This window comes from Haloquadratum walsbyi J07HQW2 (genome assembly GCF_000415985.1).
GTDB classification, from domain to species: Archaea; Halobacteriota; Halobacteria; order Halobacteriales; family Haloferacaceae; genus Haloquadratum; species Haloquadratum walsbyi_B.
Window position 1 is genome coordinate 569,672 of the sequence record NZ_KE356561.1, and the last position, 25,075, is coordinate 594,746.

23 protein-coding genes and 1 pseudogene are annotated in these 25,075 nt (G+C 47.2%); 8 read left to right on the plus strand and 16 right to left on the minus strand.

Annotation, left to right across the window (positions count from 1 at the left end; genetic code table 11):
* Positions 1 to 1,737 precede the first annotated feature (1,737 nt).
* Positions 1,738 to 1,863: a hypothetical protein gene (locus tag J07HQW2_RS17410; RefSeq protein WP_303703928.1), complete on the minus strand. Its 126-nt coding sequence runs from the start codon at positions 1,861 to 1,863 to the stop codon at positions 1,738 to 1,740.
* Positions 1,864 to 2,225: 362 nt separating this feature from the next.
* A complete protein-coding gene (locus J07HQW2_RS17415) occupies positions 2,226 to 2,405 on the minus strand; it encodes a hypothetical protein (RefSeq protein WP_303703929.1) in 180 nt (59 codons plus the stop codon).
* A 6-nt stretch (positions 2,406 to 2,411) separates the two neighbouring features.
* Here J07HQW2_RS17415 and J07HQW2_RS17420 point away from each other — a divergent pair, with 6 nt between their 5' ends.
* Together J07HQW2_RS17420 and J07HQW2_RS17425 are read left to right on the plus strand one after the other, a co-directional pair.
* Positions 2,412 to 2,741 carry a hypothetical protein gene (locus tag J07HQW2_RS17420; protein ID WP_303703930.1) on the plus strand — a complete coding sequence of 110 codons (330 nt, stop codon included), beginning with the start codon at positions 2,412 to 2,414 and terminating at the stop codon, positions 2,739 to 2,741.
* Positions 2,742 to 2,936: 195 nt separating this feature from the next.
* The gene (locus tag J07HQW2_RS17425; protein WP_021053746.1) at positions 2,937 to 3,179 is read left to right on the plus strand and encodes a zinc ribbon domain-containing protein; all 243 of its coding nucleotides are present in this window, start codon (positions 2,937 to 2,939) and stop codon (positions 3,177 to 3,179) included.
* A gap of 93 nt (positions 3,180 to 3,272) precedes the next feature.
* Here the strand turns inward: J07HQW2_RS17425 and J07HQW2_RS17430 are convergent, their stop codons facing one another.
* On the minus strand, positions 3,273 to 3,464 hold the full coding sequence (locus J07HQW2_RS17430) for a hypothetical protein (protein ID WP_021053747.1): 192 nt from the start codon (positions 3,462 to 3,464) through the stop codon (positions 3,273 to 3,275).
* Between the two features lie 317 nt (positions 3,465 to 3,781).
* Here J07HQW2_RS17430 and J07HQW2_RS02680 point away from each other — a divergent pair, with 317 nt between their 5' ends.
* From J07HQW2_RS02680 to J07HQW2_RS02695, 5 genes are all read left to right on the plus strand, one after another.
* The gene (locus tag J07HQW2_RS02680) at positions 3,782 to 4,279 is read left to right on the plus strand and encodes an SWIM zinc finger family protein (RefSeq protein ID WP_021053748.1); all 498 of its coding nucleotides are present in this window, start codon (positions 3,782 to 3,784) and stop codon (positions 4,277 to 4,279) included.
* A 404-nt stretch (positions 4,280 to 4,683) separates the two neighbouring features.
* Complete coding sequence (locus tag J07HQW2_RS17435) at positions 4,684 to 4,845, plus strand: hypothetical protein (protein WP_021053749.1); 162 nt, start codon at positions 4,684 to 4,686, stop codon at positions 4,843 to 4,845.
* 324 nt (positions 4,846 to 5,169) lie between these two features.
* Positions 5,170 to 5,394, plus strand: coding sequence for a DUF6788 family protein (locus J07HQW2_RS02685; protein ID WP_021053750.1), 225 nt, complete (start codon positions 5,170 to 5,172; stop codon positions 5,392 to 5,394).
* Positions 5,395 to 6,071: 677 nt separating this feature from the next.
* Complete coding sequence (locus J07HQW2_RS17440; protein ID WP_303703931.1) at positions 6,072 to 7,034, plus strand: PAS domain S-box protein; 963 nt, start codon at positions 6,072 to 6,074, stop codon at positions 7,032 to 7,034.
* A 199-nt stretch (positions 7,035 to 7,233) separates the two neighbouring features.
* Positions 7,234 to 7,602 carry a hypothetical protein gene (locus tag J07HQW2_RS02695; RefSeq protein ID WP_303703932.1) on the plus strand — a complete coding sequence of 123 codons (369 nt, stop codon included), beginning with the start codon at positions 7,234 to 7,236 and terminating at the stop codon, positions 7,600 to 7,602.
* Positions 7,603 to 8,280: 678 nt separating this feature from the next.
* On the opposite strand, the gene J07HQW2_RS02700 is transcribed toward J07HQW2_RS02695, so the two are convergent.
* From J07HQW2_RS02700 to J07HQW2_RS02745, 11 genes and pseudogenes are all read right to left on the minus strand, one after another.
* On the minus strand, positions 8,281 to 10,821 hold the full coding sequence (locus J07HQW2_RS02700) for a hybrid sensor histidine kinase/response regulator (RefSeq protein WP_021053756.1): 2,541 nt from the start codon (positions 10,819 to 10,821) through the stop codon (positions 8,281 to 8,283).
* 975 nt (positions 10,822 to 11,796) lie between these two features.
* Positions 11,797 to 11,985, minus strand: a complete 189-nt coding sequence (locus tag J07HQW2_RS17445) for a hypothetical protein (RefSeq protein WP_021053758.1) — start codon at positions 11,983 to 11,985, stop codon at positions 11,797 to 11,799.
* Between the two features lie 287 nt (positions 11,986 to 12,272).
* Positions 12,273 to 12,551, minus strand: a complete 279-nt coding sequence (locus tag J07HQW2_RS17450; RefSeq protein WP_303703933.1) for a hypothetical protein — start codon at positions 12,549 to 12,551, stop codon at positions 12,273 to 12,275.
* A gap of 452 nt (positions 12,552 to 13,003) precedes the next feature.
* Positions 13,004 to 14,302, minus strand: a pseudogene (locus J07HQW2_RS02715) (RNA-guided endonuclease InsQ/TnpB family protein).
* Between the two features lie 169 nt (positions 14,303 to 14,471).
* On the minus strand, positions 14,472 to 15,056 hold the full coding sequence (locus tag J07HQW2_RS02720) for a hypothetical protein (RefSeq protein WP_048075114.1): 585 nt from the start codon (positions 15,054 to 15,056) through the stop codon (positions 14,472 to 14,474).
* Positions 15,057 to 15,069: 13 nt separating this feature from the next.
* Positions 15,070 to 15,318, minus strand: a complete 249-nt coding sequence (locus J07HQW2_RS19520; RefSeq protein WP_343122474.1) for a DUF5906 domain-containing protein — start codon at positions 15,316 to 15,318, stop codon at positions 15,070 to 15,072.
* Positions 15,266 to 15,868, minus strand: a complete 603-nt coding sequence (locus J07HQW2_RS19525; RefSeq protein WP_343122475.1) for a hypothetical protein — start codon at positions 15,866 to 15,868, stop codon at positions 15,266 to 15,268. Before J07HQW2_RS19525 ends, J07HQW2_RS19520 begins: the two co-directional genes overlap by 53 nt.
* A 1,554-nt stretch (positions 15,869 to 17,422) precedes the next feature.
* Positions 17,423 to 17,584, minus strand: a complete 162-nt coding sequence (locus J07HQW2_RS17455) for a hypothetical protein (RefSeq protein WP_021053763.1) — start codon at positions 17,582 to 17,584, stop codon at positions 17,423 to 17,425.
* 293 nt (positions 17,585 to 17,877) lie between these two features.
* Positions 17,878 to 19,083 (minus strand): DUF6498-containing protein, encoded by a 1,206-nt coding sequence (locus J07HQW2_RS02730; RefSeq protein ID WP_021053764.1) that lies wholly within the window; start codon positions 19,081 to 19,083, stop codon positions 17,878 to 17,880.
* Between the two features lie 2,127 nt (positions 19,084 to 21,210).
* A complete protein-coding gene (locus tag J07HQW2_RS02740; RefSeq protein ID WP_021053767.1) occupies positions 21,211 to 21,858 on the minus strand; it encodes a hypothetical protein in 648 nt (215 codons plus the stop codon).
* A 955-nt stretch (positions 21,859 to 22,813) separates the two neighbouring features.
* Positions 22,814 to 23,101, minus strand: a complete 288-nt coding sequence (locus tag J07HQW2_RS02745; RefSeq protein WP_021053768.1) for a DUF5789 family protein — start codon at positions 23,099 to 23,101, stop codon at positions 22,814 to 22,816.
* Between the two features lie 324 nt (positions 23,102 to 23,425).
* Here J07HQW2_RS02745 and J07HQW2_RS02750 point away from each other — a divergent pair, with 324 nt between their 5' ends.
* A complete protein-coding gene (locus J07HQW2_RS02750; RefSeq protein ID WP_021053769.1) occupies positions 23,426 to 23,833 on the plus strand; it encodes a nuclear transport factor 2 family protein in 408 nt (135 codons plus the stop codon).
* A gap of 623 nt (positions 23,834 to 24,456) precedes the next feature.
* Here J07HQW2_RS02750 and J07HQW2_RS17460 read toward each other — a convergent pair.
* On the minus strand, positions 24,457 to 24,612 hold the full coding sequence (locus tag J07HQW2_RS17460) for a hypothetical protein (protein ID WP_021053770.1): 156 nt from the start codon (positions 24,610 to 24,612) through the stop codon (positions 24,457 to 24,459).
* Positions 24,613 to 24,672: 60 nt separating this feature from the next.
* Positions 24,673 to 24,780 carry a hypothetical protein gene (locus J07HQW2_RS19845; protein ID WP_394324626.1) on the minus strand — a complete coding sequence of 36 codons (108 nt, stop codon included), beginning with the start codon at positions 24,778 to 24,780 and terminating at the stop codon, positions 24,673 to 24,675.
* Positions 24,781 to 25,075 lie beyond the last annotated feature (295 nt).

The window sequence follows — 25,075 nt, forward strand, 5'->3', positions numbered from 1 at the left end:
ACCCAGAACGTGACATAATCGAGAATGAACCCGGGATCGATCGTATCTTGGCACACTTCTGATATATCACCGGGGATATCAATGATAATGGCAGAATTGACTTTGACTTTGACGATGCGTTGTATTATTGAAAGAAATCTAACTCAATCTGTCATCTTTTAGCATAAGTTATTTAAAATTTCCACGTAATATTTCAGTAGGAGTTATACATATATTAACTCATGACGGAGAAAGTTTATCGAAAAGTCACCCAGTGCTGTGAAGCGAGACCAATCAAAAGGAATAATCGGATATACTGTCGTGATTGTGGAATGCTTGAACCACCTGTAACTACAGTCAAAGTCACTGAATATCACACGTAACAGACGACTATCGTGTCAGCTACTAATCTTTGAGCTATTATTCATAATAACTCTGGTGTTCTATCCACCAGCTCTCTCCTGAGCCGCATTTTCAGTCGTGTCGCTGAAGATACCACCTGGGATGTTTTGATCCACACCCTCATGCTGTTGAAATAGTCGCTGCAGCTATTCGCATCCTGCCTACGACTACGGGGCGAGTCGTCAGCAAGAACGGAGATATTGAGGACTGTTTCATATCGACGAATCACTTTTTCCAAAGTGGTTGATGTATAGATATGGTGTCTCGTCACTCGGTACCGTATGGACTCGGCAGTGTTCTGCTCGTTGTGATTCAAGACCCAGATCCGACGCCCGAAAAAATACGAATACAGATCTAAACTCAGACGCAGAATCAGATCGGGATCCAGCCGTCACAGTAAAATTGACGTCTCAGTATGTATATCTCAAGCTGTGCTTGAGCGTCGCTGAATAAATATTGTCTCTGGAAATATGTTGAGAATCGTGTATTTATTTGCGGTGGGTATACTGATTTCAAGCACAGTGGAGGTTATATCCATATCGCTATGATACCGATCAGTATTATCAGTCTGCCGGTTTTGACGCTGTGCTGTTAATTCATCAGCTCTTGTATCATGTGATGATCATATCTAAAAGAACTCGATTGTTACTACCTGATGTCAGATATCGATCCTGGAAATTATGACTGTGTATTATATATGAGACTGTTGAGGTTGCCAGGTATCGACTTCTTGCCAGTCATGAGCACCTGTTGGGATGCCCATATGGACGTTCTCAACTTGGGTATAAACGGCAGAGCACATCGATTTTTATACCGGAATTACACCTCTGACGACGTCAGCATCAATATCGCAGGTAGTAATACGAAACGACTCAATATTGAATAAAGAATACCGTGTCAGTGCCATCCATGTGACTCAGTGATTGTATGTGCTTCTGGAGGGTCATATTTACCACAAATACCGGGACAGGGACTCTATCACGCTTGTACGTTTGTTTCCACAAAATATTGCCGGAGGTAACATCAATTTTCTAGCATAATACGAAGTGTAGTGTTGTTGATGACGCAGTCTCGATGAACATACAAAGAGATGAAACAAGGTGGAATCATAAACGCAAACCGTAGATGCAGACAGACATCATACTCTGTCGTCAGTAAGTTTGGTTTCCATGCAGGTGGGGGTCGACACAGATACCGGGGACTGACAGCATCATATTATGCCTACAGTGCCACACAGCAGGGGTCCCCCGGTGACAACTGTAATTATAGCAACTCTTGGGCTGGATTCTCAGTATTACTCGGAATATAGGTTATGTCCCACGCAGGCTGGTGATCAATCTATATCTGATTGGCTTCTCAGTACCAATCACGATACTGTTCACTCGGGTCGTTCGTGCCTTCGACCAGACCAACAATTGTCTCTTGATGCGTCAGCCTGCCCTCGTCACCACGAATGCCCATTGCATTGGTGTCATCGCCCACTGTGTATAGATTTAATTTTTATAGGCTAAGTCCCCTTCCTCAAAGAGTGACTGCAGGAGAAAAGTAGGGAGAGGGATGGGATACAGCCGTATACTATAACCCGGCAAATACAATTAGCGGTAGTCCTGGCTATCAATTACTTAAAGAAGCGTTCAACTATCGAGCAGTGCTGGCGGACACCACTACTGCCGGGAGTGCGTGGCAGGCAATCCAAACTTGCCGTGAAGTATACAACCACGTACACGCAGTTACACAAGAGCACAGACCTGCTCCTGACCACAACAAGCCGTCGTATAATAAGATACAGTGCAGAAATGCTCCCCGACTGGAAACGAAAATGAGCAGAGTGGTAAAGAGTGTGCTTAAAATGCCTTCAAATGGCTGTTCGACGCATCACACACAGCGAGAGTGTCCTCGACTCCCTGGAAGAATGCGGCTTCAAAACTGGTCGTCTCAACTGGAAACCACCACGAGAATACCGTAGCAGTAAGTATACTTAATCTGGCTTTGACGTGGATAATAACACGGGTCAGTCTGGTCACGCTACTGTGAGATTCTCGAAGATTAGTGACTTCTACCTGGACTATCATCGACCACTCACAGAGAGTACTGATATTATCGAAGTCATACTCAAGAACCAACAGACAGCTGACTGGGATGTAAGTATTGTGCTCGAGTACAATGCTGACTATCCAGACAAACCTGCTGTCGAGAATATCTCTATCGAGGATACCGGAGGAATCGACCTCGGTATCACGAGATTCAGTCACGATTCAGAGAATAGAGTGTTTGCTCGGCTGGACGAACATAAAGATCGTGAGAGAGTTGACAAACGGCATCAAAACCTTCCTCTCAAACAATACGAATCAGAAAACTAGAAAAAAGCCCAACGATCACTACTACGAGCATACAAGCGATTGGAAAACCGAAGAGAAGATTGTCGTGAGAAGCTCGCTTTCTGGCACACGAAAGAATACGACGCAGTATTTTTTGAAGACATATACGTAGCGTAGCCTCAATGACACAGCAGGAGCAGGATAGAAGCGAAGTGTTCGAATCATAGTTGCAATGTCATGTCGTGGTATGCGACAATCCAAGCCTTTGCGAGACATTTTAAAGAGAACGGTTGTCACGCAGTGTTGGTTGACCCTGATGGAACGACAAAGCAATGTGTCAATTGTGGAGGTGAGACTGAGACACGGTTGCGGGTTCGGGAGCACTCATGCCAACGTCGCGGATTCACGGCGGACAGGGAGTATAATGCATCGTTAGAGGTTCATCAGCGTGGATTCGAAGAGTTACAGTTGGGAGTGTGAACCCGAAGAGTAGGAGTTAGAGCTGGGGCTGGGGCTGGGACAGTCCGAACAAATGTCCGTGGAGGCTGGTATCTCTGAGGGTAGGCGCCGGCGTCATTGTGATGCACTGTTTTCAAATGCTCCCGTAGAAGCAGAAAATCTACCGCGAAAGCGTGGAAGCCCCTTGCTCAAGGACCGAGCCACTCCTGTGGCGAGTGAGTAGAGTAGGGACGGGTAGTTCAGTTCAGGATCATCGTGAGTTTCAGATTGGCTGGTAAAGTCAGTGAGTGCACTGTCCGGTACCATACAACATACTTATGAACTGGCGCATGATGATACCGACGCGATTCTAATTTTCTCATGTTGACCTGAACGCTGTGAGCACTCTCCTCAGAGGGGTGTGAGGGGCTGTAGTGTATTCAGTCAATTTCTCGGTCTTGCTGATGACCTTGGCGACCAACACAAGCGCAGTATTATCAACTAATCAGATGAGTAGACCACAGGTTTCTATCATCATCATATCAACCAGACTGTGTGTGTCAATCAGTACTCGCTGACGCAACGGTACCGAATATCGACGTATGATAGAGAGTAACAATAAGACATAATCATCAACAGAGACTATGTATAATTCCCGGGTAATCGATACTGAAACCCGTTGTTCTGCGGAACTTATGTTTGTATTTAAACCTACACTAGAGTCAGAATCAGAATCAGAATCAGAATCAGATACCGAGAGTAAGATCGAACATAGCACCGAGATCGAGCCTCGTCTGCGACGAGCACTCGAAGAGCCACTTTCTGTTGTCTCGACTGAGGGGACCCCAGTCGAAAGTGATGCGTGGTTTGTGTCGGTCGTCTCACACAGTGGTGAATCCTACACGGTCGACGTTCGGGAAGGTCGCTGTAACTGTCCCGATGCACAGTATCATCTCAGTGATGATCAACGATGTAAACATCAGCTTCGTGCAAAAATCGCACTCGGACAGATGTCGGTGCCACCACATGCTATCGAGAACGTGGATGTTGATCAACTGCTCGGTGAACACACCGATGCGAAGTTGCAGTTCCTCGTGAACGACGGCGGGTGCTATCGACAGCATACACCGCTGAGAACCTGAGAATATGGAGATACGGTAGTTGAATTGGCTTCAGGACTCCTGCACGGCGTCTGAGTAGTAGGTATCCTTCTTCGGCGATCAAATTTCAAATGTATTATCGCTTAATCTCGTGGTGTCTTGGAGTTGGGAGCCGGTGTGGTGAATGTGTATTATGGGTCGGGTAGCGTTGAGCGCTGGATTTTATCTTGTGTAAATTAATTGGTTTAACACGGGACAATTTTGTACACAAGGTAGCATGAACGATCAAGCGCGAATTGTGCTTATCGAATAAACATCAGCGACTCATCTGCAGCAACTCCGCAGTGGATGTCTCGGCATTAACATCAGTCAGCACCGGCAGAGCAGGATAACAAATTTATTAATTGCATACAGCACAGTGTTTGCATCTGTGGTTTTGACGTATCATGGTCGATGAGTATCCGATTTATTATGCGTCGTTGGTAGTCTGTGGTGGCGGATTGATACTTACCGGACTCACAGAAATGAGCGTCATCAGTGTGTTTCTCATTACAGGTGGACTTCTCATTATCATTGGGACGGGAATCATGTTTTTTAGCACAGAGTAAATTCCGACTAATACCTTGTGCTGGCTACATATTTTCCAAATATCCGAGTCGAAGATGGGCTTCAGCAGGACCTTTGTGGCATTGAGGCGGATCTGTCGAGATTATGGTCACAATAGATGCCGAGTCCCAGTTGGAGTTCTGTCGGAGTGATGCGCTTGCTACATCCACAAATTCTCGTGTATGTCTTGATTGACCATAGCGCCGATATGTACACAAAATAATGAATCAACCACAAATGCCTGACTCACGACCGAAATACCTCGCTGAAGTCGTCCCAAAGCGGGATGACTCAACACTTGAATATATCAGGAGCACGCAACAGCAGTGGTTGAGTACCGTCAACAGAACCGAGCGGAGATGGAACCCGAAGAGATTCTATCCGAGGCAGAAAAGATTGGTACAGACGAATCGAGAACACTCACTACAGAGAAAGTCACCTGTGGCGACCAGAACTGCGAGTGTATGAATGGCGGTCAAAAGTACGTACCATGCGTCTACGAGTATATCTATGAAGACGGCACGTTGAGCTCAGAGTATCTTGGGAAGTAAGCTAATGTGGATATCGATGTCTGGTCTAATCCTGATTCCGGCTCTACATACAAAGAAGGCGTTACCACAGAAGCTCTATGATCAAGCGGTCATTTCCTGAGATTCGGGCAAACAATTGGCATTACGTGAATGATAGAGTTGTAGAAACGGTTAGTCTCGGATCAGCGACTGACAGTCAGGATGGTGATGATTGAGTGCTGTCAGTAGCGCCTGAGCGTGGAGATTCATATCTGAGTCTCGCACCGGAAGTATACCATCGCATGAAGACTCACGCAAATTCATCTAAGATCTCTCATATATTCCAATATAACTGAACAACTAAGACTCAGACGGGGTTCATCAAAAGCAACGTCAATCCGAGCAATTCAGTGCCTATCAATGTCTTTTTTTATTCCATTTTGCTAACAGATGCATATAAAACATAAATAATAAAATCACTCTAATCTTCTAGAGAGTGACTGCCTCCTCTGCAACCGAGACTGTAGGTTGATATATTGATAACATATCAAAACAACAACTGTAGCGCTGAGCAGGGCACATAACCGGCTGGTATGTGATTTTGTTACATGAAAGCACCTCATCGACGGTCATATTGCCACTGATGGGTATTCGCATCATTTATTACTTCATCAAGCGTCTCATACGTGGTCATGATAAGTCGGGGTTCAATTGTGGTCATGGCGATCGGCGGAGCACTCCTGATTATTTCGATCGTTCATCATTCTCAGGAGTGGATGCGAGTTGCCTCCCGGCTGGGACCTATCATTTCAGTGATTCTTGACGGCGGGTTAGCAATTAGTCTCATCTCGGCGGGATGGTGGCTACGGAAACAGCAGACAACCCTCAGCCCCGATGAAACATGGGCGATTGCTCTCTGGACAGGTTGTGGCGCTGTCATCGGAGCCGGAATTACCAGTGTCATTTTCGGGGTCCTCTCTCTTGAGGGTCGACCTCTCTCTGAACCGATCTTTGTGTTTCTCGTTGCTACCGGGAGTGGGGGGGTTGTCATGTTCATCGCTGGATATCAGGCAACTCTCCAGCGAGCGACGAGACAACGGTACGACACGCTGGTCAATGACGCCGAACAGTTCATTGGTCTCCTCCAACTGGACGGAACCGTTATTGAAATCAATGACACAGCACTCACATTCGGAGGAATTGAACGGAGCGATGTCATTGGTCGGAAGTTTGATGATATCTCATGGTGGACACACTCGGAGTCAGTTCATGAGCGCGTCCAAAGTGCCCTTGAGCGCGCTGCGGATGGAGAATTCGTTCGGTATGAGACTAATGTGAGAGGAGTCGATGGGCTTCGTCGAATTCGCTTCTCAGCCAAGCCAATTGCTGACAACACTGGCAACGTCAAGCAGATTCTGGTTGAGGGCACCGACATGAGCGATCAGCATCGGCAGCAACAACATCTCCAAGTTCTGTACCGGATATTTCGACACGACATGCGAAACGATGTGATGAAAATTCGTGGCTGGACACATGAGGCTGCCACTGCAGCAACACGTGAGGAGCGCGTTGAGTCATCTGAACGAGTTGATAAAATTCTTGCATCTTGGGATGAAATGTTTTTTGATTTACAGGAGATTCAGGATGCCATCAGTGTAGACGCAGACGGAGACGAGAGATAGAACCGGGGACCGACAGCAACCCCTTCAGCCAGTAGAGGAGGTAGTGTCGGCTGCCATTGACACACATCAATCTACTCACTCGAAAGCTGATATTGACATTGAATACAGATCTCCGCAGACAAGAAATGAGCGCAGGGGAGAGGACACCCATGAGCATAATTGTAACCGAAGCCGAAACACCGAGAAAAAAAGTCTGGGTTTGGTTCCTCAGTGGATTCAGTCGGCTGTCGAAGAGGTTCTTGACGACATGACCACATCATCCATGCACCTGTCGACGATTGATCTCGAATTGTTTGCGTCGCAGGATGGAGCTTGGGAGGTTGAGACTGACACTCCCACCGAAAAAACTGACAGGTGGATTTATATTCGGGTTTCTGCTGACGGATCTGCGATGTCGGATGCAGACCGCACCGTGCTGGAGACTGGTGAAGAGACACCATTGACCCATGGCACACAGTTGGATCTCTGGAAGGTCAGAATGCTCATCACACAAGCAGGTGGGAGTATCTCTGTTGGTGGCTCCGATGATCGAACAGTCATGAATATTCGATTGCCGAGCAGAGTGTAATGACGTTTATGATCGCTTGAGCGGTTTAAGAACGATATCATTAGGACAATAAGAGACGGTGGAAAGGAATTCGGCGAGTTAGTTGAGGAGTTTCGGGAGAATGAGCTAAATATTTTGATTGCTCTTCATACCCCAGTACATTTGTCAAAGAATTCAAAAACACAACAGTAATATGTGATTAAAAATTTCTAAGAGCCACAGAAAAATAAGATTGGTTCTGTCATCGTCATCAGTTAATAGATGAACTATTTGAAGCCGGAGACTCCCGTTAGAATGAAGATACCGGTCATGTTTGGTAAGAACCTTGCTGGTGACGTCACAACTGCTGTGACGACAACTGAAGCCTAGCGTCGTATAGTCAACATCACATCGCTGGCGAGGAATCGACTCACAGAATCAACATGTCATCGTATCTTTATATCATCAACTTAGGCAAGCGCTTCTTTATTTCAGTAGTGTTTAAAACTGAACAAAACGAGTTTGTCGAACAGCTGGACAATTCACCCGTCACAACGTGTGTGACGCTAGATAGGTACTCGCGTGGCTCCGGAGTTCAGGCCAGTCGCTACCGAGTCTTCTCCTGATCTGGGCATTAAACGATAGATCTCATCTCCAGATGGTCGGACACCACACAAGATATTATGAACGCTGTGGGCTCAGCATTCAATTCAATTCAATTCAATTCGATTCAATTTGACTCACTTCAACATTACTCACCTCAAACCGTGCTCCATCTTCAGAGCCCTCTGTGAGAGATATTTCCCATCCATGAGCTTCAACCACCTGCTTTACAATTGAGAGTCCGAATCCAGTACCTTGGCTAGTCGTCGTATAGCCCGCTTCGAAGACATCGTCTCGCTCATCTGCAGGAATTCCGCTGCCATCGTCTTTGATATAGAATCCGTCTTCAAACTCACCAATGGTGACTGTCACATCCTCGTTTGTATGCTCGATTGCATTCCGCATCAGATTCTCCAATAACTGTGCGAGCCGATTCGGATCTGCCTCGATAGTCTGTGTGGCAGTGATATCGATATGAATTGTTGCATCGGCACCGGTAGTCTCAACATTCTGCCAGCAATTCTCAGACAACTCGGCGAGATTGACTGACTCTGTGCGGTTTATTCGCTTATCTGTATGAGCTAACGTGAGTAGATCTTCAATCAGCTCATCCATCCGAGTCAGTGCTGAGTCAATCGTGTCGATTCGCTCATTATCACAACGACAGTCCTCACGAAGGAGTTCCACGTTTCCTTCTGCAACAGACAGTGGGTTTCGGAGATCGTGACTCACCACGCTCACAAACTCATCCAACCGTTTGTTTTGACGCTGAAGTTTTTCTCTGTCCTCAGCAAACTCGGTAATGTCCTGTGCAACCGCCATCACATGAGTGATCTCCTGACTGTTGGATTCCACAGGCGTCACCCGAACTCGGTATCGGTCACCGTTGTATTCCTGTTCATCAGTGGTCGCAATCCCGTCGAACGCCTGCTCATATTGGTGGCAGGCTTCGTCCGCGAGTTCATCCGGAAACACGTCGTGTGGAACGTGACCCTCAATGTCTGCAGGCGACAGATCAGCTCGCTGTAATGCTTCACCTCGAGCACGGACATACTCGAAATTTTCATTGATGAGGTATACTGCACCATCGGGGAAATTCTCTGCAAGTGTCTGATACTCCTGTTTTAACTCTATTAATTCCTGTCTATGCCCTTTGATATCAGTAATATCTCGGCTTACACCAGCGATACATTCGACGTCCTCGTCAATAACGACTGGTGTGATTCTGGTCTGCCAGTGAGCGGACTCATTCCCAAACCGGATTTGTTCTTGATATTCGAGTGTCTCCTGCTGTTCGACACATTTCCGATACTTTTGTCTGACTTCGTTTGCCTGTTTCTCACCTAACACATCCTGTATTGTCTGTCCGCAACTCTCCTCAGCCGAGATGCCTGGCGTGTCTTCCCAAGCTTGGTTGAGTCGCTCAATTGTAAATTCCTCGCCAACATTGATCAAAAATAACTGATCCTGTGTACTGTTAAAAAAGGTCTCGGTCTGTTCGAGTTGCTGGCGACGCTTGTACTGTTGTGTAATGTCACAGATTGCACCCCGAATTTTGATGATATCATCACCATCGTATACAGGTTCGCCAGTGGTGCGTACCCACTTTTGTTCATCTTCAGCGGTAATCAATCGTAATTCAATGTCGTACGGGTCGCCGTGCGTACGACAGTCACTCACCGCTGTCTTGATTTTTGCCTGATCATCAGGATGATAAAACTCTATTGCAGTCTCAATCGATGGTTCAAACTCTTCATCAGGATTGATATCGTGGATTGCGTGTGTTCCCTGCGTCCAACGCAACTCGCCGGTTTCCATGTCGGCTTCCCACCCACCGACATCAGCCAACTGTTCGGTGTGTCGTAGTAGATCTTGGTTCCGTTTAAGCGTCTCTCTGCGTTCGCTTCGGTCTGTGATATCTGTATAACTGGCGAACCCACCAGAGCCGTCGTCGTAAGCAGCGATTTGAACGAGGAATTTCCGGGGACCATCTACAGTCTCACGGACAGTCTCTATTTGTTTGAGACCACCATCCGTTTGAACACGGTGATTAATCGCTGTGACTTCATCAGTTCGATTATCAGGAACAATGTGGGTGTCGAGAGAGTCACCAATGAGCGTATTGGCTTCATATCCAAATACGTCCTCAAAGGCTGAATTCACATGAGTGATGATTGGCTCGTCAGCTTCATATTGAACTTCCACGATTGGCTGTGAGAAGCGGTCGAAAAGCGTTTGAAGTCGCTGTTCAGTCTGTGACTGGTCGACAGCGTTCGTGATTCGGTGAGCCAATAGCTCATACTGCTCAGTCCCAGATGATTTCTGCAGATACTCAGTCACTCCAGCAGAGATCGCTTCGCTAGCGACTGTTTCGGATCCTTTGCCTGTATACAGAATAAATGGAACATCGGGATACTCTTCTCGGACAGTTTCCAAAAAATCGATTCCATCCATCCGGGGCATATCGTAATCAGAAATAATACAGTCGAATGGTGAGTCAGCAAGGCGAGCGAGTCCGTCGCTTGCACTCGCGACGATTTCAGTATCGAATCGGTCGTTTTCCCGCTCCAGAAAGGTTGTCGTCATCTCGGCAAAGTCCAATTGATCATCAACGTGGAGGATACGGATGATGTCCTCGGGTTTATGTTTAGTCGTCATGTTTAGTTACTAACGACTGTACTTTATGCTATAATAAAACCTCCTGGCTCAGTTGCAGTTATTATGACACATAGCATAAATATAATACCTATGAGCGTTGTATATGAATGTCTGACTCGTGTCGGGTCGGGTCGGGTCGGGTCGAACTACACTAGTGGAATAACCGTGTCTGCGTCTCGCACAGCGTCGTCTCTGAGTGGGACCTGTTAGGACCACGACTGGAGTCAGACAGAGCTCAGCACGAATGATTCTCGATGGTGCGCGTCAGTGGAAGGCAGGTCTGTCAGCGATTATTGAACCCGGTTTTATTCATACTGTGACAATAAAAACGTGATTGGGTGTTTAAATGTCTCTGTGAATCCGACTTCACTCAGAGGACTCGAGAGCAGAACTCGAACAGTTGTCCTGACTAATTACTGAAGCAACGTCTGTTGGATTTCAGGAGCTGAGCCTATCTATGAGTCTGTACATTCCTCAATTCGGTGGTCACGGGTACGAGTCATTATTGATCACGTTCAGAGTATTACAGAATCTACCTTACGATGCTCTGCCTTCCTCGAGCGTCATCTTTGAGATTCTATTCGTGTATGGCTGTCTGAGCCTGTTTTAGACCAGTACAGGAAGACGCTACCAGCGAGAAGAACGACTCCAAGTTCATGCTAAATAACCCATCAGGAAACATTTGTGAGAAGTCAAAAGTCGGGTCTGCAAGAATTATCACACTGACGATGAAGTGTAGTAGAAGTAGTGTATTTCTGCTGATTGCACGTCGGAGATCCACAGCCATAGCAAAACAAAATCTCTTCAACAGATAATAAACTAATGCGCTGTGCTGGGCAGTTCTTACCGATGTGGGAAGAATTGTATAGCACTCCTGGCTCGTCGATAAGCTACAGTTCTTACAGAAAGTACTGGAGTCTCACTCGTAGAAGTTGTCTATCTCGCTCTTGAGTGATACCAGTTCAGAGCGGAAAACTAGTCGCTGATAGGCTTCCATGGTGGCGGTATCACTCCGATGGTCGTTAAGATAACTGTTGGAAACAAGCATAAAATGATAATAAACATCGTCAGTTCTCCTTGGAAATAAAGAAATCCTATTGGAAACGAAAACGATGTGACACTCAATACCCAGACGGCAATCGCTCGCTGTGAATCCTCGTCCATACACCTACCACAGGGTATTCCAAGCAAATAGTCATTATTTATACGTCTGAGAATAGAAAACGGAGACTACTTTTTTACACTGCATTGCGACAGGTTGAGACTACTGAGCCTCAGGCTTACTACAGTTGGCTATTGTCGGATTCTCATCTCTCACTCAACTGTGAATTTCGCACGCTTGCCTGTTTAGTCACGACAGGTGAATCGTGTCGGTGCGAGTCGTCACTGTGATGGAGTTATTTGCATTGACATATGGGTATGACTGTGGTTTTAGGGATAGTTAATGCACATCAAGACCCGGCGTACAGATACACAGAGATGAGCAAGATGGCGACTGCCCCGATGCTACTAAAGATAACGAATATCCGAGTCGCGAGAGGACCTAATTTAGTATCAGGAATCGAGGATGGTGTCACTACGCCAGAAATTATTGCCCCACCAAGGAACCCAAGACCAACAGCAGAAGCGCCCGTGAGCAGGGAAACGAATCCTGACTGTGATATCGCCGTCCGTCCCCACCAGAGGCTCATCAAAAGAAACGTCAACCCGAGTGCCGAGTGTCGCCTCATATTTGTTGCAGTGCTCACCCCAAACAAATAGGTATGAGGGTGCTGTCTCAAGGCGAGCAGACCTACTTGCACCCAGGCGGAGACAGTAATGAGAGGTATCCGATGGTTTGTCTCACACGCTCTGAGACGACTGAGAATGACATCAGTAGTGCGTTCAAGATCCCATATCGTTCGCATGTAACAAAACTATCTTAACTGAGAGAAAGTCACTCAGCAACTGTCGATAAGATAAATATATCTGAGCAATCTTCGAACTCATCGAGTGGTCTGATTAGCACAGAGGTTAGATCAGAGTCGTCTTCATTATACTCGAAATTCCCTCGTAGATCGGGACAACGAGAATCACCAACAATCGACGTGTAAACTACCCCACCCTACTCCCTCGGCGCATACGCGCCTCGGTTCTTGAGGGTGGGGCTTTGATGTGGACTCCCGACTCCCGGTCCCGGCAGTCAGTCACCAGCAGTAGACCGGTGACTCCCGCCGGTCAACGTCCCACCATTCACACGCAGGTCTACTTCTGCGTCTCCACTCCCCGACTTGGGCGAGGAACAGAGCGGAATCTGTGTGTCTGGTTTCGGGCGTACCGCAGCCCGATATTCTTCGCACCATTGTAATCCGCGTTCACCTCGTAGCCACACTTCAGACAACAGAAGTGTTCTCCGTGGCGGTTGTCCTCGTGCGTGAACCCACAATCCGTCCGAGAACAGCGTTGAGACGTGTACGTGTGGTTCGGGTCGAGTTGCTCCACAGAGACACTCCGCTCAGGCGCTTTGTACTCGACGTACTCGTAGAGGCGTCGGAACGCCCAAAGGTGGTGCCACTTCGCGTGTGGAAGCCGCTCTCGAATGTTCGTTAGGTCCTCGAAAATAAGAACGTCGCAGTCGTGTTCGACAGCTTCCGCGATAAGTTCGTTAGCGACCGTGTGGATGTACTGTACTGTTTCCGCCACGCTTCTTCGCTTCGCGCTTCCTGAGGCGAAGCAAGTCGTTGTCCGCGGGTTGCGTGCCGCGCTGGTGCATCTCACCACTCACCACGCCGCTTCTCAAACTCAACTCACGGCACCAGTGGTCGGAGTCGTTTCCCTGCCAGAACGTACCGGTCGAGGAGACTGCCAACGAGTTGATGCCGAGGTCAAGATCGATACCGAGGACCGTCTGGTCGGGCTCGGGGTGCCCGGTATCTGCCGAAACCTCTGCGTCACCGTCTGTTCGCCGCGTCGAGGTTGGATATGATGGAGAACTCGTCGTCCACCGCGTCGTATCGAACCGTATTTTCGCTGAACTCGGAGCCCTCGGAGAGAACATACCGCTCGTAGGGCGTCGGGCTGTCTGCCGGGAGAACGAACGATGGTTCTACCCGCCTCTCGACGGTTGCCAGCGATAGCTTGTTGCGGTAGAAGGTCGCGCTCCGTGCGTCGTAGTCCATCGTTTCAGCGGTAAACGTCGGGCAAGAGATACGCTGCCCTTTCTTCCACCGTTCGACACACGCTTACGCTGTGACGGCTTCGACGGCGCGTTTGGTGGCGGCTTGGACGAGTTGTGTAGGACTGTCTCCTCTCGAAGTTCGGCGTAGAGTGCGTCACGAACCTGTCTTTTGTTGGTTCTGCACTCGGTGTAGGAGGTGTCGAACCAATAGTAGTCGGCGGTTCGGTTCGCGCAGCATAGGTATTGCTCGGCGGTTCGGCGGAGTGCGTCGCGCTGCTCGTCGGAAACAGCGAGTTTCACGACGGCGGTTCGACGCACGTCCATGTTTCCGGAGAGTATTCGACGGTGTTTATAGGCTTGTGAGTCAGTCGGTCGCAGTGTGGCGGTTGCGTCGTCCAATGTCGGGTTCCTCCCCGACCTACTCGCTCACTCCGTTCGCTCCTTGAGGTCGGGGGCGGGGGCTCCACCTCGAAAATGCTGAATTCGGTACAGTTCATGTGATTTGAAATGTCATCCTGGGTATCATCGACGAATACCGAGACTGACATGGTTGGAGTAGGAGATAAGCGTCAGCATAATCAGCAGGGTCAGGACGTGATGTTGCATAGTTCAGTTCCGCCGTTCCCTGAACTGCATCATGTAGCGTCTGATGGGTATTAGGACCAAGTTCGTGTCCACGTGATTTCGCCCACGTGTTGTACATTATCATGATACCTGCTTTGACAACGTATTCGCTATCCTGATCTTTGAGACACTCATGCCCGAACTGTCGGATCGGATCCGCGCTTCGTTCATATCGCTGTAGACGCTCCATTGGTGTCTCTGGAACTGAAACATCATCATTCATCTCAAAATGCTGAATCCCGTCGACTGCAAGCCGGAGCAGTCCAGACAGTGCTTCGTCGGTCAGAAGTTTCGCTTCAAGATTGCTTTCTGGGATACGCTGTTTTTTGAATCGGTCAGTCTCACTCGGATTGTTGACGAAGGTGTATGGAAGTTTAACTGACGTAAGTCGGGACGTAATAGCCTGCTTGTCACGCTCACCGAGTATTGGCGGATTATTCGCTGCAAACATCATCGTCGGATTAATCTCATCGAAAAAATGACTGCTTGCGCTTCAACTTGATCTTCACACTGTCACCGTCTGTGATGTCTTTCAGTGAGGCTGTGTTTCGCATCTTCTTGCCGTCGACCTCTCCGGCGATGTTTGCCAGATTACCATACACGGAGTCCTTCGAAAATCGCTGTGTGGATACCTTCGAGAGTTTGACATTTGAGATGTTCTGCTCAGTGCCGTCTGGACCATTGAGTAATGCCTTGATACATCGAAAAACACCGATTTACCGTTGTCTGCGCCCCGGTGAGCATCAAGAATTTCTTATATCGCTCGTTTGCATCCGGCACAAGTGCATGTCCGACCATCTCAATCAGCGCCTTTCTATCTGCGTCCCGTTCTGTCCAATCGTCGAAGTAGTGTTCATACGCTGCTGTGTCTGCGCTTGGGTGATATCTTACTGATATGTGGTCGATGAAGAAGTACTCCGGACTGTGATTTTTCAGTTCTCCTGTCGGGAAATTCAACACGCCGTTGTCAGCACAGACATATGGATCTTCGAACTGCTGACTTCCATTGAATTGTCGGCGTTCAATAATGCCATCTTGTTTCAGTCGTGATATTATCTCAGTCCGTCCGTGGGTTGACCAGTGTTTTCCAAGACCGTCTTTTATTTCGGCAAATATCCCGAAATTCGATAGTTCGGCGGTATATGTGCCAGTCTCTGGATCGTAGATCAGTAACCCATCATTATGATTTGTCGTGACGAAATCGTATTGATTTCGAAGCAGTGACTCAGCGAGATACCGACCTCGACATTGACCTGAAGTAGATATCTTGGCTTATGATGGAATTTATTTGACACAGTTCGATCGGACTGTCTCTGCACAGATTACTCCAATAGTTTGTGTGAGTGACAGCACCGAAGATCTTCGGAGTGCACCCACGGTTGTTTTTTCGAGTGTGATTTCTCACCAATCGCACTATGTATTATATTGTACTACTCCGCAGAGATCAGCAACGATCAAAAACAGCCACAAACCGGATAGACAACAACAGTGACACGATACCGGTATGTTTCATCGTCTTCTCTGGGCACATATCTTGCACTTGTGTGTCCAATACTACCGTTTAGGATGATGTGCACACGGTGAACGTGCCGTTTCCGGAATTACTGCAATCCAAATTGTGGTGTGTGTGGCGATCGCTCAATGTTCGTATGTCACTGTATTCACCTGACACATGTAACGTGAGGCTACACGAAATTTATTTCAGTCTATGATCAAAAAGTATGATACTCCGAAGTCAAACACGGAGACATTCGGTTTCTCGTGACATGACCAACGACCACGTTGTCATCTCCCTGACTTCGGGGTTATTCTTTGCCTACCGATAATCCCAAATTCAGAACTTACTGATTACCGGTAATTCCCCGGATCCCGTATTCGCGCTCAGGCTTATCTTACATATCGACAATCATTACCACACGTACTTACTAATGCGATTGTTACACACTCGAGAGAACGTGCCCGTGTGTCCATCGGAGCATGAGTTGGGGGATGGAAGTCCCAACCCCACTCTCACACGATCATCGCCATCGTAGTCTGCCGGTGACGGTGACCATTGCCTCTTCGTGTGAGAACGCTGTTGTGGGTGTAACACAGATCAAATGTGTCATATCTCATTTGATTTGTGTTGTGTCGTGTCGTGTCCGCCTACGCCAACGGCGATATCAGTTGGCATCAGTGTCATAGTTCGGGCAGATTCGGTGGCAGGTGCCTCCACCTTTCTCTCATACGAGATGTCTGTTGTCTTCTGTAGAGACGGCAAGTGCTTTGTGTTATATCTCCATCTCCGGCTTCGGGAACTGATCACTCATGAGTGTCTTTACTATACTCACGCAACTACCAACAATAGCCTAGATTAGTGCAACAGTGTCTTGATATCACGGTGAGTATGACGCATCGCTGTCTTGCAGGAGTCCGTGTCTCTCGAAGGGTACTCTCGGAATTATCCGACCCTGACTCATCCAAAGTTCTCTCGGGTAATCCCGCGATAGAACCCCTTCGACTAGCCCCAGCATCATGAATACATGAGGCAGTTAATTGTATTTAGCTTGTTAGCATGATGTTGGTGTAGTCATATGTTCATAGTATCACATTGAATCGGATTTATCGATGGTCGGTGGTCACAATACAATAACTATCAGGCATCATCGATTGATCAGTCATAAAGACAACCGTATCTTGTCAGCAGTCCCGATCCACGTCGCTGCGCGGAACTATTTTTAAATCTATAATTGAAATATATGCCACTCCGCGGTCAGGAATTAGACATTCGGTATCTTGTGACAGAGCAAAACGACCACTTTCATCATTACTGACTTCGGGTCATCCTCTGCCAACTGATGGGCGTGTTTCATATTCAACGGGTAGCTCCCGCTCATCAAGAATCGCAGCAATCTCCGGAGCTGTCAGAATCCCTTTCTCTTCGGCAACATCCAGCAAGTGTTGGAGATCTCCGCGCTCGTATGCAGCAACCCCACCGCACATCTTCAGATAACTCAGGTTGGACCAGTGGCGCTTGATATAGTCGCCCCCGGTGTCGGTGTTGTTGTTATTCCGATTTTATTGTATGTTGACTAGTGGAGAAAGTGGACTCTGCGTGTATCATACACTCATATCAAGAACACCACTGCAACATTCTTGAGACTCATCCTAATACCCCTGCTCCAGAGACACTTGTATCAATAATTAATTTAATTCAATATCCGGCTCATCACTTTGGCGAGTTGAGGGTCGACCCTGTCCCGAGCAGAAGTTTATGCCTTTCTACACGTTTTCGATTAGCAATTCTGTGGGTATCGGCGCGTGTTCAGGGAGCGCTGCGTTTCTCCGCTGCCCGAATTCAAGACGTCGATCAACGTCTCCGGGCGCCGTAGAGCGTGTAGCCGACGGTCGTCGCCGTATGTCGACACCACGACGGTCTGTGACCCTGGTCGAATCCGGTCGAGTCTACTCGACTCGACAGTCACCTCCTCAATCTTGCTTTGATCAACCGACCATTGTGCTGCGTCGAGTAGCCCGTCGTATGCGACGATCTGGTCCGGATACACGTGATACTCTAGATGCCCTCGCTCCACGGCGGTTCGCCCGAGTATAATAACCATTGTTACCACGATAGCTATGATGAACGCAACTCCGCCGACTACCACCCCACTAACCAGTCCGACGATAACCGCAGCTAGACCAACAAAGATGTATGGAGGCACCAATATAAGAAGAAAAGCGATTCCTGCAGCCCGGAGAAGCATGTCTCGCCGGTTCGTCTTGAACACCGCGGTCGGTTCTCTGCCAGGGATCTGCTCCTCAAGAGACTCTTCATCCCACCGGGTGAGCGTCTCATTTGACGCTTCTGCTTTGGCAATTACGAGGTCAGCGAGAAGTTTTCCAATCGCGATAATGAGGAACAGCACTGACGGTGGGGATGCACGCGAAAGGGTGAATACCCCGCCGACACCGAGCACAAACACACCAATCGCGTACCGTCTGGACATCGCCGAATTGACCGTGTCCTCGATGTATCGGTTGTTCCTGAAGTAGTTGATCAGACCGACGGTGTGTCCGGCGACGACACCAACCACCGCAAGCAATACCGTCCCGATGGGGAGCTCCGGCCCGACGGTTGCGATGACGAGTCCCCCAGCGATGGGCCAGAAGATGAGTGTCACTATGATAGACGCGGACACCGCTGACATGTTCCGCGGATATACTGGTGGGAGCGGACCTATCGAGACACCGCCGCGTTTGTTTTCCCAAGATGCCAAGGGCAACCTTCCTCTAACTCTCTGTTGTTCAGGAGTCAGCTCCTCCGGCTCGCGCCGCGCGAACGGACCCTGAAAGAATCCACGGACCAGTGCGACACCTGCCTCAATCCAGTAAATAATCAGCAACGCACCTGCCGACCAGCCAAACACCGCAACCCCCAGAACAGTCACAAGATTCGTCAGCCCTGTACGCACCTCTGGTGTGATCCCGTCCTTGTTAATCACATCTACTCGTATATAGATGAAAAATAAGTAGTCTTGGGACTATCTCCACAATAAAAACCCGTGCCGTTGGAAAATGCTCTATTTAGATATCAGACGTGATTAGATGCTCTTCATTCGAGAAGCACATAGAGGGAGGTTCCGCGTTCCCGATTGAGAACGTCTTGTTCTTGCAGCGTTCCGAGATGGTAAAACACTTGATACCGCTTGGTTTTAGAATGTTAAGATTGCCACGTCGAAGTCCTGCAGGGTCGGACAGAACACACTAGCCACTGGGATAAGTGTGAGTACGAATCCTCCCAGTGTGGTATATGTCAGTATTCAGCCGCACAAAGATATGTGGAGGTTCGTCTCTATTTTCCTCCTCGGTTCAGTGCATACTCTCAATAGTAAGAACTTCGCGAAAGCCGGCTCCAGATAAGACACTCCCCTGCTCCCATATCGATCATCATAATCCTCCCCCTTTCCCGATAGAGTCCACATCCGGTGCTCTCTTGTTAGTAGCCTACAATTAAACTCGTTGTAATACCACTTGCACGGTTTAATAAACGGTCTCTGCACGGTTTATACGGTTATGATCTGTTTTACTCGGTTTGAGATACTATCCGATGATAATTGGGCAAGCGCCACGATACACCAACTCGTGATTGTATCAATAATCTGCACTATCCTGAAGGTCCTGCTGCAGATAGGGCACGAATGGGTCACACCGAGATACGGGTAGATATTTAGCCCTGTCTAGACACCCACACAGACAGCATGTCAGAACCCGCCGTTCGACCCGTAAGGTACATTGAGGACGGCTCTACCATCCGGCGAATCGGCGACCGAAACCTAAACGCTTGAGAGAGGGCTTTTCTGATGGTGGTGAAGCGACGCAACTACTCAGATCAACCACCGAAGAACCGACTCAACACGGAAGCTGGCTCTGAGTCATCATTCTCTTGAGTCCCAGATCAACGATGAGTAATAATCAGTTAAGAAGTCCATCTAAACATCGATGTCAGCTGAAGCTTTCTCATTCCAGAATGTCATTCATACGGATGCGGACCGTGATAATATATAAACAGCAGAGTGATATTAGCGATTACTCTAAAAAATTGAAAATGTCCAAGAAGATAACCGATCAAGAAGCCAAAGAAATTGGTATTGAGTCGCGGCTTGTAGAGAGAGCAACCAACATACGAAAAGTCACAATAGATGATCTCCAGACTCAGGATGTAGGTGACATGAGCTTTCAATTCGCTTGTGATGCCAATCATAGCAGAGAAGAAGGTATACAGATTTACAGACCTCGATTTGACAATTCTGAGTATCGGTGCATGGAGTGTGGCGGTCCAGCAGTGCTGGAGCTAGAATGAAATTGATGCAGGCTACGTGTTGTAGATGACAGCATCTGATAGCGCTCAACCGAGTTGAAAACATGAAACGGTCTTATACTCACTGTCACCGTCGTCAGAACAGCTATCCGTCCCACCGTCTCTCCGTCTTTCACTACGTTACTTAACCAAACGCGTAGTCGCTATTGAGAATGAGGTGATCTAAGAGGACGATTCTTTATTTCCCAAGATGGCACAATCACAGCCACTTTGTGAACAGCATGAAGCAGAATTAGTTATTATTCTCTGAAAAATAATATATCATTAATTAACTCTCAACGTATTGATATCCCGCGGTGAGCAGCGAATCCGATAACTAGGGTCGTCGTTTCAGTACTGCGGTCAAGGCACCTGATGATCTAAACTCGCCCGTACCAGTATATAAATATTCTAGTTAATGAAGATTAACCACACAGATGCCGGAAGTGACCCTACTGACGTTACAGGATCATCAATATAGTGACAATCTGAATCCAGACGTTTGCGAGGCATGAGTAGCCATGAGCATGATCTATCCTTTCCCGAAACATTCCAGACGGTTCATCTGGAAATTTTGAGAATATACCAAACCCACCATTTAAGAAACCAATATTAATGAAAAGAAACAAAAATCAGATTATACCAGTCATGAGTATGTGGAAATTGGATCCGTCGGATACGTTAGCGATAGAGGACACCAATTTTAGCCTAGGAGAAGAAGTGAAGAATAGGGTATACATACACGAGGATTACGAATCGTACTTCTATACGGTCAAAATGGGAGAAAATCGCGGACTGATCGATCTTCCAACTTTTTGATCCTGCCCTGTAGTTGGTCGATCCGGTCGTCCTGTTGTTCGAGTTTTGATTCAACATGATCAACTTTATTCACTATTTCTGTTAGTTGCGTCTGAATATCGTCAAACTCTTGTTCAGTTTCTCGTCTGTGACTCTTTGTTTGTTCGTCCTCAGTATCTTGCAACTCCTGTATCCTTTCATTAATATCGTCGTGTGTGGGGTTGTTATCAACTCTTTCAGATAGTGTCTCAACTGACTCTTGAATACCTCTGATAGTCGTATTCACTCGAGTTATATCCTCGCGAAGCTGATTTACCTCTGAGGAATTGATATTAAATCTGTGTTGGTTAACGAACTTTTTTCCTTCCTTTGTCAAGGCGTACACATTTGCTTCTCTTTGTTCATCCGCCAGTGTTCGCTTCTCAACTATTGTGACAAGTCCTGCGGGCTCTAGATACTGGTCAACTCTGTAGTGAATCGGTCTATTCGTGTTAACATCGACATACTCCTGCATTTCTGTTGCTACTCTCTCTCCTCGTGTTAGTTTTTCTAGAATTCGCTGCGAGGTATCATCTATTTTGTATTCTTCTCCGTCTTCTTTCGATTCATATTTGAGAACCATATTATAGCCATTTCCTCATACATTGATAACCCGCTATAAACCATCGAATTTCTTGATTGTAAAGTAGTGGCTGAAAATAAATATGAACAGACAGGTCAGACACATCATGCCGAAGACAATCCGGTCGGATACCTCCCAAAGGCTAATTCAAATGTAGTCATTCAAGATGGTTTGACTGTATTGGAAACTGCATATTTTAGAAGTTCAACATAAGATATCGTGAGACCGCTTGGGAACACACACCAGGCGTTGACTGACGGTTAAAATATTAGTGTTGGAACTCAAGTAATTCGGGCGTTCAGATAACGTACTCAATTTGGTGTGTGGAATGAATCCGGCGACAATGAGACAACAAGACTGCTACTTTTCGCCGGAATCAAGGAAGAAAATCCTGCGTACAGAGCTGCGCACATCAGTGCAAACAACGGGCGAGAGAGATTACTGAGATACTATTACCGTAGGCGGATTTTCGGTGATCTCATTATTACGCCGGACCAAATGTGTGATAATCTATCTAATTCAATAACGCATATTCGTCATCTGAGATACAACCGTCGAGATAAAATGCGCGATGAGACGCCGCCTAGAATCGGTGGAATCACTTCGAGCACTGCAGAGTGTTGAGCGACCAGCCCGATACCCCATCCACCGGGGATCAAAATAGGTGAGAGAACTATGTGCAGCGTCTTCGCAACTCGTGGATGATTCCATTCGGCATAACCGATCGAGAATAGCCGAAACTGAGTCTGTCCATGAGCGTCCGCATACCTCGATTAAAAAGTTGTGAATGCAAGAGACTGTCCGCTGTGTGTAAATAACAGTGTGAGATGATATCTGATTCTGAATCTAGTGATCGAGATACTCACGACTTGTGGGGTCGTGGTAGTATCAGAAGACATGGACAATATACACGACTCATACTGTTTGAATCGTGGAAATGAGAAACGACAATTAGCTAGAAGGACTGTTGTTTTCTGTCTGTGTGGGTTGTCCCTCGATCATCGTAGTTCGCTCTTCCGACACTTCCCCTCGGAGCGAGAGACATCAGGGTATTATGCAGGTCACCACTCGACTCAAATGTTTCAGGTGGATCATCAAGAACATCAAGCATTTCTCCGAGTGTTGTTTCAGAGCCGCCTTGTAATTCTATCTTCATACTTTCACACCTCGCTTCGATGTCATCGATACTGGCTGGATACTCGCAGTTACACAACTCGTCTAACGCCTGTGTGAAATTCATCATGTATTATCATTATGTACTAGATATATTAAACCACCGATTGAGCAAAACGGTCTTTTGCACGAGAAGGTCTGCTATGACACTAGCTATTCTTGGGCATCGACGACACAGAATACCTTGATTAGATCATATTTCGAGGACGAGGACGCACCGTCCGACTTCATAAGCATAGACAGCAAGAGAAAATAATTACCTGGACGCATCCACCAACACAACAGTACCGCGTCATAAATAGTTGGAAATATTGAAATATAGAGGGTCGATGGACTAAGTACCCGGTTATAATCGAGTGTTTATTAGGTATGATAGTTGAATTCTTATCGAAATATGAAGATAGCCGAGGACGCGAAAATCGATGCACCACAAAGAGCAGTCAGGTGGGCAACGGAGCTCTATGAGGCGGTCGACAGCACTGATGAAACGGGTTTTGCAGACGCTTTCACTGAGGAGGGATGTCTTACGTGGGGTAACCAAGACATGATCAAAGGGTCGGAGAGGATCGAGGAGTATATTGGTGGATTTTTTGAGTCGATTGATACTCTTGATCACAATTTTAGCGGAATTTGGGTGACCGAGGGAATTGAAGATATTGACGATATCCTCACGCTTGAGGCAGACGTGACGTACACGCGTCACGATGGATCAACTATGACAGTTCCTGCGACCACAATCATTGAGCGAGACACTGACAAGGCGAAGGCTGCCCGCATATACGTCGATATCAGCTCTCTTTAGCACCCACTGGTCATTTGGGTAAGCCCATAGCAGGTCTGAGAGCTATTAATACCGATATTCTGTCTAATATTATTATTGAATCGAAACTGTGTGCTGCCGTTTCCGAATATCTCATTTTTCACCGTCTCACTCACAGTCTTTCCGATAGAGAACCTGACACAACGAGCTATCGGATACCAGATGAAATACCAGTCAGGAGATTGAGTCATATGGAATCAGAGTTACAGAACATATTCACGAGCTATATGTGTTGTCGGACACGATTATTATCGTGTGACAGTGTATACATACGACCACACCAATATCATGCCACCGACCCGCAAGTAGTAGTTTGCCCCACCGTATTCATGATGATGGGGCTATGCTAAGGACTCTGTCGGGTATCAGGATTCCCCGAGAGGAGTTTTTATAGCTCTTTGCTCAATTTGCGAGAGATGTTTATCAGTTGTTTCATCGAATTATGTTTACTAATAGGTGGTATGCTACACAGGACTACTCACAAAAGTGCCGATACAGGTGCTTTCTTGGGAATCTCGATAAGAGGTCATTTGTGTTCGACAAGATTGCGTCGAAACCGGCTATTGAATACCAGTTAGCTTCTAATTCTCAATATTGAAACCATGCTACCACGAGAGCAATCGTTGCCACAACGACTCGGAGCGAGTCTCACCACGGTCATTCCCTATACCAACTGCTGATCCATCAGGGGCTATATCAGAGCCTGATTTACCAGTCTCAGCTGGCGGTGAGCCGACCGTTCGCCCCTCTGTTATTTCCATCGAATTACTGGCTGGTTCGCCGGTTGATTGTTTCTGACTCGCTGGCAGTGATGAGCTAAACTATCCACCACTCAGTGGTTCCGATTGTGTTCCAGCACAGTCATGTTTCTCAGGAAAATGATGCTCCATGCAACGCGTATATCCACAGTAGTTACACTCATTCTCTATTGGATGCGAAAGCGATTCATTACTATTTTATTTTATTCAGGATTATCAAATCATACTCCTGATGCTACCTAGACCAGCACATGGCTGATGTTTTGATCACATTAGAAATGGTTTATAAATGACGCATTCAGCAGTCTTGTCGAATGTATATCACAAGCAAAGTATAAGATTAATTCGGCGTCTTACTCACCCGAGTTCGAATGCACTGGTATGACGACTGCACTGACTAAGCTACGACTAATTCGGACGAGCGATTACTCCGTAGATCTTCCCGACGCTAGTAGACGTTCCTTGA